Origin of the sequence: Rhodococcus sp. KRD175, from assembly GCF_017168275.1 — a bacterium.
GTDB classification, from domain to species: domain Bacteria; phylum Actinomycetota; class Actinomycetes; order Mycobacteriales; family Mycobacteriaceae; genus Rhodococcoides; species Rhodococcoides fascians.
In genome coordinates, this window is the sequence record NZ_JABFAQ010000023.1 from 1 (window position 1) to 3,110 (window position 3,110).

Genomic DNA, 3,110 nt, shown 5'->3' on the forward strand with positions numbered 1-3,110 from the left:
GGTCGTAGTGGTCGCGCGCAGAGCCTTTCCGAGCTCGTATTCGTCGGGACCGGTCTCGACGCCGGCGCACTGACCTCTCGGCCCACTCGCGCGATAGGGTCAGCACGCGACGAACGAGGGAATCCGGTGCAATTCCGGAGCTGGCGCGCAACGGTGACGGGTGAGAGCTCGAAGTCCGAATGCTCGGACGTCGTGATCGAACCCCACCCGCGGCTCCGCGACACGAGCCCCAAGCAGGAAGCTCTTCGATGCGTACCTCTCTCGCCGCACTAGGCGCTGTCTCCATCCTTCTGGTCTCCGGTTGTTCGACCGCGTCGACCCCCGACGCGTCCACCGACACCTCCGGGAACTATCCCCTGACCATCGAGAACTGCGGACGCGACGTCGTCGTCGACGCACCACCGCAACGCGCGGTGTCGTTGAACCAGAGCTCGACGGAAATACTGCTCTCGCTCGGCCTCGCAGACCGAATGGTAGGCACCGCCACCTGGACCGACCCGGTCCGCTCGAACCTCGAATCCGAGAACGCCAGGGTGCCGAGGCTCGCAGACAACAAGCCATCGCTCGAGGTCGTGTTGGATACCGAGCCCGACTTCGTGACCGCGTCCTTCGGCGGCACCCTCGGACCCGGGGGAGTCGCGGATCGGAGCAGGTTCGAGCGACTCGGCGTCCCGAACTATCTCTCGCCCACCGACTGTCAGGGCAAGACCGACGAGAGCGTCAATTCCGACGGTGCTCGCACGGAGCCGCTGGTGATCGACACCGTCTATCGGGAGATTCGTGATCTCGCGGCGGTCTTCGACGTGCGAGACCGTGGCGAGCGCCTGGTCGCCGAACTGCAGGATCGGTTCGAGAAGGCCTCCGGTTCGGTCGACGCGTCAGGTGTGTCGTTGGCCTACTGGTTCGCCGACACCGATACGCCGTACATGGCCGGTTGCTGCGGATCGTCGGGCATCATCACCGACTCCGTCGGTGCCGAGAACATCTATGCCGACACCACCGACGAATGGCCACAGGTCAATTGGGAGAGTGTGCTCGATCGCAACCCGACTGCACTGGTGCTCGCAGATCTGAGCCGACGCAGTATCGCCGGGGACGCCCTGGACAGCAAAATCGGCTTCCTGGAGTCGAATTCGGTCACGAACCGAATGCCCGCCGTCGAGAACAGGCGGTACATCGTCGTCAACGGTGCCGATCTGAACCCGTCCATTCGGACGATCGACGGTGTCGAGAAAGTTGCGGCCGCCCTGCAGGATTGGGGAATGGCGTCGCGATGAGCCGCACCGATCGCGGGGTGCTCGTCCCACTACTGCTCGCAGGATCGGCGTTGTTGGTGCTCTCGATCGGCGTCGCCGTCACCATCGGACCCGCGAACGTGTCGGTGCCCGACGTGTATCGAGTGATATCGACGCACATGGGTATCGGGAGTTCGGGAGTCAGTCGCATCCAGGACGGAATCGTCTGGGAGCTGCGCCTGCCCCGGACCTTGCTGGCCGCCGTGTGCGGCGCGGGTCTCGCGCTGTGCGGGGCGATCATGCAATCACTGCTGCGTAACCCCCTCGCCGATCCCTTCGTCCTGGGCATTTCGTCCGGTGCATCCACCGGAGCGGTCCTCGTCGCGGTTCTCGGCGTCGGCGGTGGCGCTTTGTCCTTGTCCACAGGGGCATTCGCCGGTGCGCTGCTCTCGTTCGTCCTGGTAATGCTGCTGGCCGCAGGCGCAGGCGGCGGAAACGACCGCGTGGTGCTGGCCGGGGTCGCGGGGACGCAGCTGTTCTCGGCCTTGACGTCGTTCATCGTCATTTCCTCGGCCGACGCCGAACAGACACGCGGTGTGCTGTTCTGGCTTCTCGGATCGCTGAGCGGTGCCGACTGGACGGACGTGGTGCTGTGCGGATCGGTTGCGCTGCTCGGAATGGTGGTGTGTCTGTTCAACACCTCGGCCCTCGACGCCTTCACATTCGGGCACGACGCGGCCGCGTCCCTCGGTGTTCCGGTCAAGTGGGTGCGAATCCTGTTGTTGGTCATCACCGCACTGATCACGGCCTCGCTCGTCAGCGCCGCCGGAGCCATCGGGTTCGTGGGTCTCGTTCTGCCGCACGCCGCCCGTTTTCTCGTCGGCGCACGACATCGACGACTGCTGCCGACGACGGTGGTCATCGGCGCGATCTTCATGGTGTGGGTCGACACGATCGCCCGAACGCTGTTCGCGCCGCAGGAAATACCCGTCGGAGTGGTGACCGCACTCATCGGCGTGCCGGCATTCGCGCTCATTCTGTTTCGACTCAGGAGGTCCCGATGACGTTGCACGTCAACAATATCCGGTGGACCCGCGGCGGGAACCCGATTCTCGACGGCATCAGCTTCGCGCCGGAACCGGGCGAGACCATCGGGCTCATCGGCCCCAACGGTTCCGGCAAATCGTCGCTACTGCGAATCCTCGCCGGCATCGTGGCACCCGACAGCGGCGACGTGCTGCTCGACGGAAAGAACCTGCGCACCCAACGTCGTCGCAGCATCGCCCGCCGCGTAGCAATGGTCGACCAACACTCCGACACCGACGTCGACATCACCGTCCGCGACGTCGTACGCCTGGGCCGCATCCCCCACCACGGCATCCTCGGCGGAGACACAGCCGCCGACGACGCCGCGATCGAACAGGCACTCACCGACACCGCCATGGCGTCGAAAGCCACCCGACGCTGGCACACCCTCTCCGGCGGAGAGCGCCAACGCGCCCAGATCGCACGGGCCCTCGCTCAACAACCCACCGAACTACTGCTCGACGAGCCGACCAACCACCTCGACATCCAACACCAACTCGACATCCTCACCCTCGTCGCAGGACTACCCCTGAGCAGTTACATCGCCCTCCACGACCTCAACCTCGCCGCCATGTTCTGCAACCGCATCATCGTCCTGAACAACGGCAGCATCGTGGCATCGGGAACCCCACACGAAGTGATCACCGAACACCTGGTGCGCGAGGTGTACAACGTGCACGCCAGCGTCTCGCATACCGACGACTACCCCCAGGTGACCTATCGCCGCCCCCGCCCGACCGCCCCCGGAGTCCACTCGATGTGACATTGACCCCCGAAACTGTCTCTTAT

General features: G+C 65.0%; 3 protein-coding genes and 1 riboswitch. All 3 genes read left to right on the top strand.

The features are described 5' to 3' along the window. Positions 1-118: 118 nt before the first annotated feature. Positions 119-183: riboswitch (cobalamin riboswitch) on the top strand. 65 nt (positions 184-248) lie between these two features. The 3 genes from J1M81_RS23760 to J1M81_RS23770 are packed head-to-tail and all read left to right on the top strand — an operon-like array spanning position 249 to position 3,084. Beyond that, complete coding sequence (locus J1M81_RS23760) at positions 249-1,277, top strand: ABC transporter substrate-binding protein (RefSeq protein ID WP_206498975.1); 1,029 nt, start codon at positions 249-251, stop codon at positions 1,275-1,277. Beyond that, on the top strand, positions 1,274-2,299 hold the full coding sequence (locus tag J1M81_RS23765; protein ID WP_032385423.1) for an iron ABC transporter permease: 1,026 nt from the start codon (positions 1,274-1,276) through the stop codon (positions 2,297-2,299). The genes J1M81_RS23760 and J1M81_RS23765 overlap by 4 nt, the downstream gene beginning before the upstream one ends. After that, positions 2,296-3,084, top strand: a complete 789-nt coding sequence (locus J1M81_RS23770; RefSeq protein WP_032371428.1) for an ABC transporter ATP-binding protein — start codon at positions 2,296-2,298, stop codon at positions 3,082-3,084. Before J1M81_RS23765 ends, J1M81_RS23770 begins: the two co-directional genes overlap by 4 nt. Positions 3,085-3,110 lie beyond the last annotated feature (26 nt).

Bases quoted from the DNA above. Each gene is read 5' to 3' on its own strand.
- J1M81_RS23760 (WP_206498975.1), top strand. From the start codon at position 249: ATGCGTACCTCTCTCGCCGCACTAGGCGCTGTCTCCATCCTTCTGGTC.
- J1M81_RS23765 (WP_032385423.1), top strand. From the start codon at position 1,274: ATGAGCCGCACCGATCGCGGGGTGCTCGTCCCACTACTGCTCGCAGGA.
- J1M81_RS23770 (WP_032371428.1), top strand. From the start codon at position 2,296: ATGACGTTGCACGTCAACAATATCCGGTGGACCCGCGGCGGGAACCCG.